The sequence below is a fragment of the Mycobacterium sp. genome, from assembly GCF_036273375.1.
In the GTDB taxonomy this organism is placed as follows: domain Bacteria; phylum Actinomycetota; class Actinomycetes; order Mycobacteriales; family Mycobacteriaceae; genus Mycobacterium.
Map to the genome: position 1 here is coordinate 1 of NZ_DASUHS010000152.1, position 4,019 is coordinate 4,019.

The following is a 4,019-nucleotide window of genomic DNA, read 5'->3' on the forward strand; positions in this document are numbered from 1 at the left end:
ACATGGCCCAAATCATCTCCGACGTGCTCGGAAGAGAGGTCCGCTTCCAGCAGACCATGTTCGATGCGTACAAGAACAGGTTCGTCGGCTTCGGCATGTCCGACGCGATGGCGCAGGGCATGACCGACATGGCCGCAGCGAAGAACAACGGCCTCGACAACGCCATCCAGCGAGCCGCGGAGAACACGACGCCGACAACCTTCCGCGAATGGTGCGAACAGGTCCTGAAGCCCGCAGTCAACGACCAGACGCCGACGATCTCGATGCGCCGACACTGATCAGCCCGCCACGAGTCGATCGTGCTTTTGAGAAGGCGTTCGGTGAGCGCGATGTCGAAAGGGTCGGCCACGGAATCTTCGCGCGCCCAGTCGCCGTGGAGCTCGACGGCGATGAGGATCTCGAGCCCCTGCGGCGGAACGCAACCGGACCGGGCTTGGCTGCGACATCTCGGCGCACTCATAACAACTCTTACGGACGTGCGCTTACGGCAGACTCCAAGCCATGCAGAGGGGACCACTCGACCTACCGGCGGATGAGTTCGGTGTATTGGCGGCGCGGGTTGTTGAGGAGGCGACGCGGTACCTGGACCGGCTCGACGCCTCCCCCGTCCGCCCGGACTCGTCAGGCGCGGAGACCCTGAAGAACTTCGCCGTCCCGCCGCCCGAGACCGGTCAGGGACCTGCCGTACTCGACGACCTGGCCGCGGTGGCCCGGCACAGCCGCGCCGGAAACGGGCGCTTCTTCGGCTACGTGATGGGCTGGGCGAGCCGGTGGGCGCGTTGGGTGACCTGTTCGCCTCGGTGATCAACCAGAACGGCACCGCATGGCGGTCAGGCCCGGCGACCACCGTGATCGAGCGCACCGTCATCTCGTGGCTGGCTCAGGCGATCGGCTGCGACGGATTCGGCGGAATCTTTACCAGCGGTGGATCGCTTGCGAACTTGATGGGTCTGGCCATGGCGCGTGAGGCCAAGGTGCCGGCCAACCAGACGGGAGTAGCCGGCTCAAGCGTCGTGTATGCCTCCTCCGAAGCCCACATGTCGATCGGCAAAGCCGTCGCTCTGCTGGGCCTCGGCCGCGACAACCTTCGCCTCCTCCCGGCCGACAACGGCTTCCGGCTGAGCCCCACCGCGCTACGCAAGGCACTCACAGCCGATCGAGAAGCGGGCCGGACGCCGCTCGCCGTCGTCGCCTGCGCCGGCACGACCGTTACCGGAGCGGTGGACCCACTCGCCCAGCTTGTCGCGGTGGCCAGGGACGAGGATCTTTGGGTTCACGTCGACGGCGCTTACGGCCTGCCCGCGGCGATGGTCGAACCCGATACCTTTGCGGGCATCGCCGACGTCGACTCGCTGTCCATGGACGCCCACAAATGGCTCTATCAGCCGCTGGACTGCGGCGTCTTGCTTTACCGAAACCCAGCCGCCGCACGGCAGGCATTCGCCTTCACCGACGACTACGCTGCCTCGCTGAGTGACGACCCGGTTGAGGGCGATGTCCTGTTCGAAGAGACCATCGAACTGTCACGACGGATCCGGGCGTTGAAGCTATGGCTGTCTCTTCGCTACCACGGCCTATCGTCCTTCCGGGCTGCCATAGCCATGAATCTGCGACAGGCCAGGCTACTGGCCGACCTGATCGACAAGCAGCCATCTCTCGAACGAGTGGCCGAAGTCCCGCTCAGCGCAGTCTGCTTCCGATGGGTTAGCGGAGACCAGGCATCACTCGACGGGCAGAATGCCGAGCTGCTAGAGAGAGTGAATCGCCGCGGACGGGTGTACCTGTCCAACGCGACCGTGCGCAACCACTTCGTGTTGCGGGCCTGCATCACCAACCACCGCGCCACCGACGCCGACATCGCCGCTGTCGTTGACGAAGTCCTGGCCGCGGCGGCTGAGCTACCACAGCGAACGGATCCGCGGCAAGGAGAGCAATAAGTAGCGCCCATGCGTAGCCGGTTTCCTCAGGTACAAGATCCTTGGTCGCGATCTTGGAGTTAGCGCCGGATAGAGCCTGTTGCAAAATTCGGCGCGCCTCACGTAGCTGATCTTGTTGGGTTAAAGGATCTTGTGGTGGCGAAGAGGTTTCGGCCGGTGGTTCGGGATCAGCAGTTTCTGTTGCCGCCGGATATGCGGCACTGGTTGCCGGCTGATCATCTGGTGTGGTTCGTGCTGGACACGGTCGCGGGGCTGGATCTGACCGGGTTCCGCGCGGGTCGGCGGCTGGGGGGTGCGGGCCGGGCGGCCTACGACCCGGTGATGCTGCTCGGTGTGTTGATCTACGCCTATGCGGTGGGGCAGCGGTCGAGCCGGCAGATTGAGCGGCTGTGCCAGACCGATGTGGCGTTCCGCATCGTGTGCGCGCAAGACGTACCGGATCACAGCACGATCGCCCGGTTCCGCGCGCAGCATCAGACCGGGCTGGGTGAACTGTTCACCCAGGTGCTGCTGCTGTGCGCCCGGGCCGGGATGGGCCGGGTCGGCACGATCGCGATCGACGGGACGAAGATCGCCGCGAACGCGGCCCTGTCCGCGAACCGCAGCGAATCACGGCTGCGCCGGATCGCCGCTGACATTCTGGCCGAGGCGGCCGCGGTGGATGCGGCCGAGGACGAGCAGTACGGCCCCGATCGGCGGGGTGACGAGCTGCCCCCACAGTTGGCCGACCCGACCGGGCGGGCCGCGCGGATCAAGCAGATGCTGGAGGACATCGCCGCCGAGCGGGACGCCGAAGCGGCTGGCAGCGAGCCGATGCGGCGGGCCACCGATCGGGTCGAACGGGCCCGGGACGCGCTGGCCCGTACCCGCGATCAGGTCGCCGAGCGTAACGCGGAGCGGGCCCGGTGGGAGCAGCTCATCCGCGCCGACGGTGGCCGCGGACTATCCGGCCGGATGGTGCCGGTCGAGCAGCACTACGACGTGCGTCAAGCCGCGGCCCGGCTGGCCCGCGCCGAAGCGAACCTGACCCGAGCCCGAAAGGCCACCGACTCACCCAGGGATACCAAACGGAATCTCACCGACCCCGACTCGCGGATCATGCCCACCCGGCACGGCTGGGTACAGGGCTACAACTGCCAACTGGTGGTCAGCAGCGACTACCTCATCCTGGCCGCCGACCTGCACAACAACCCCGGCGACTACCGCAGCTGGACGCCGATGATCGACCAAGCCGGCGACACTACCCGGGCGATCCGCCGCGCCACCGGCCGCCGGCCCGCATCGGCACCGTGCTCGCCGACGCCGGCTACGCCAGCACCACCAACCTCACCGCACCAGGACCGGACCGGCTCATCGCCCTCGGCACCCGACACCAGCAGCACACCGCCGCCCGCACCAACCCCGCCCGCGACGACCCGCCGCCGGCCGCCACCGCCCGGCACCGCATGGCCCACCGGCTACGCACCCCGACCGGCGCCGCCCGCTACAAACGCCGCGCCGCCCTCGTCGAACCAGTCCACGCCCACCTCAAAGACCGCCGCGGACTCCGCCGCTTCTCCCGCCGCGGAATCACCGCCGCCCGCAGCGAATACCGCTTCGCCGCCGCCGTCACCAACCTGCTACGACTCCACACCCAACTCGCAACCAACCCCACATGACCAACAACCACCAACCCACGCCATCCACCAACACCGATTACGCAACAGGCTCAATGGCAGCGGTAAGTCCAAGATCATCATCACCTCCGGCGAGGTCCTGAAAAGTCAGGTGCGTTGGCTTCCTCGGTCGTCATCTTGGACCGCTCCGGCCTGGCCGATCAGTCGCCCGAGCTGCGGTAACGCGCGGTTCCGGCACACCGGATAAGCATGAGCAGCCCTGAGTCTTCCGCCCGGTGCCTGGAGCACCGTCGCTCAAGCCGCGCCAAGGCAGGACCTGTCCACGCCCAGTCCGCGCGCGCGTAACGTTTCGATTCGTCATGACGCAGTCCGCCCGTATTCGTTCCGGCCAGCGTCCGGCCGCACTTCCGTTCCGTCCGCCTCGGGTCATCGTCCGACGGGAGTCGGGTTTGTGGGCATATGAGAC

At 67.1% G+C, this 4,019-nt stretch carries 4 protein-coding genes and 1 pseudogene; all 5 read left to right on the top strand.

The features are described 5' to 3' along the window. A partial coding sequence (locus tag VFW69_RS14500; protein ID WP_526502212.1) for a hypothetical protein occupies positions 1 to 278 on the top strand: 278 nt, incomplete at its 5' end. 223 nt (positions 279 to 501) lie between these two features. Beyond that, positions 502 to 804, top strand: a complete 303-nt coding sequence (locus VFW69_RS14505; protein WP_526502213.1) for a hypothetical protein — start codon at positions 502 to 504, stop codon at positions 802 to 804. After that, positions 771 to 1,937 (top strand): pyridoxal phosphate-dependent decarboxylase family protein, encoded by a 1,167-nt coding sequence (locus VFW69_RS14510; protein WP_526502214.1) that lies wholly within the window; start codon positions 771 to 773, stop codon positions 1,935 to 1,937. Before VFW69_RS14505 ends, VFW69_RS14510 begins: the two co-directional genes overlap by 34 nt. A gap of 192 nt (positions 1,938 to 2,129) precedes the next feature. After that, positions 2,130 to 2,345, top strand: a pseudogene (locus VFW69_RS14515) (transposase); the annotation flags it as partial. Positions 2,346 to 3,382: 1,037 nt separating this feature from the next. Continuing rightward, complete coding sequence (locus tag VFW69_RS14520) at positions 3,383 to 3,595, top strand: transposase (protein ID WP_526502215.1); 213 nt, start codon at positions 3,383 to 3,385, stop codon at positions 3,593 to 3,595. Positions 3,596 to 4,019 lie beyond the last annotated feature (424 nt).

Coding starts and splice junctions, on each gene's coding strand:
- VFW69_RS14505 (WP_526502213.1), top strand. CDS start 502: ATGCAGAGGGGACCACTCGACCTACCGGCGGATGAGTTCGGTGTATTG.
- VFW69_RS14520 (WP_526502215.1), top strand. CDS start 3,383: ATGGCCCACCGGCTACGCACCCCGACCGGCGCCGCCCGCTACAAACGC.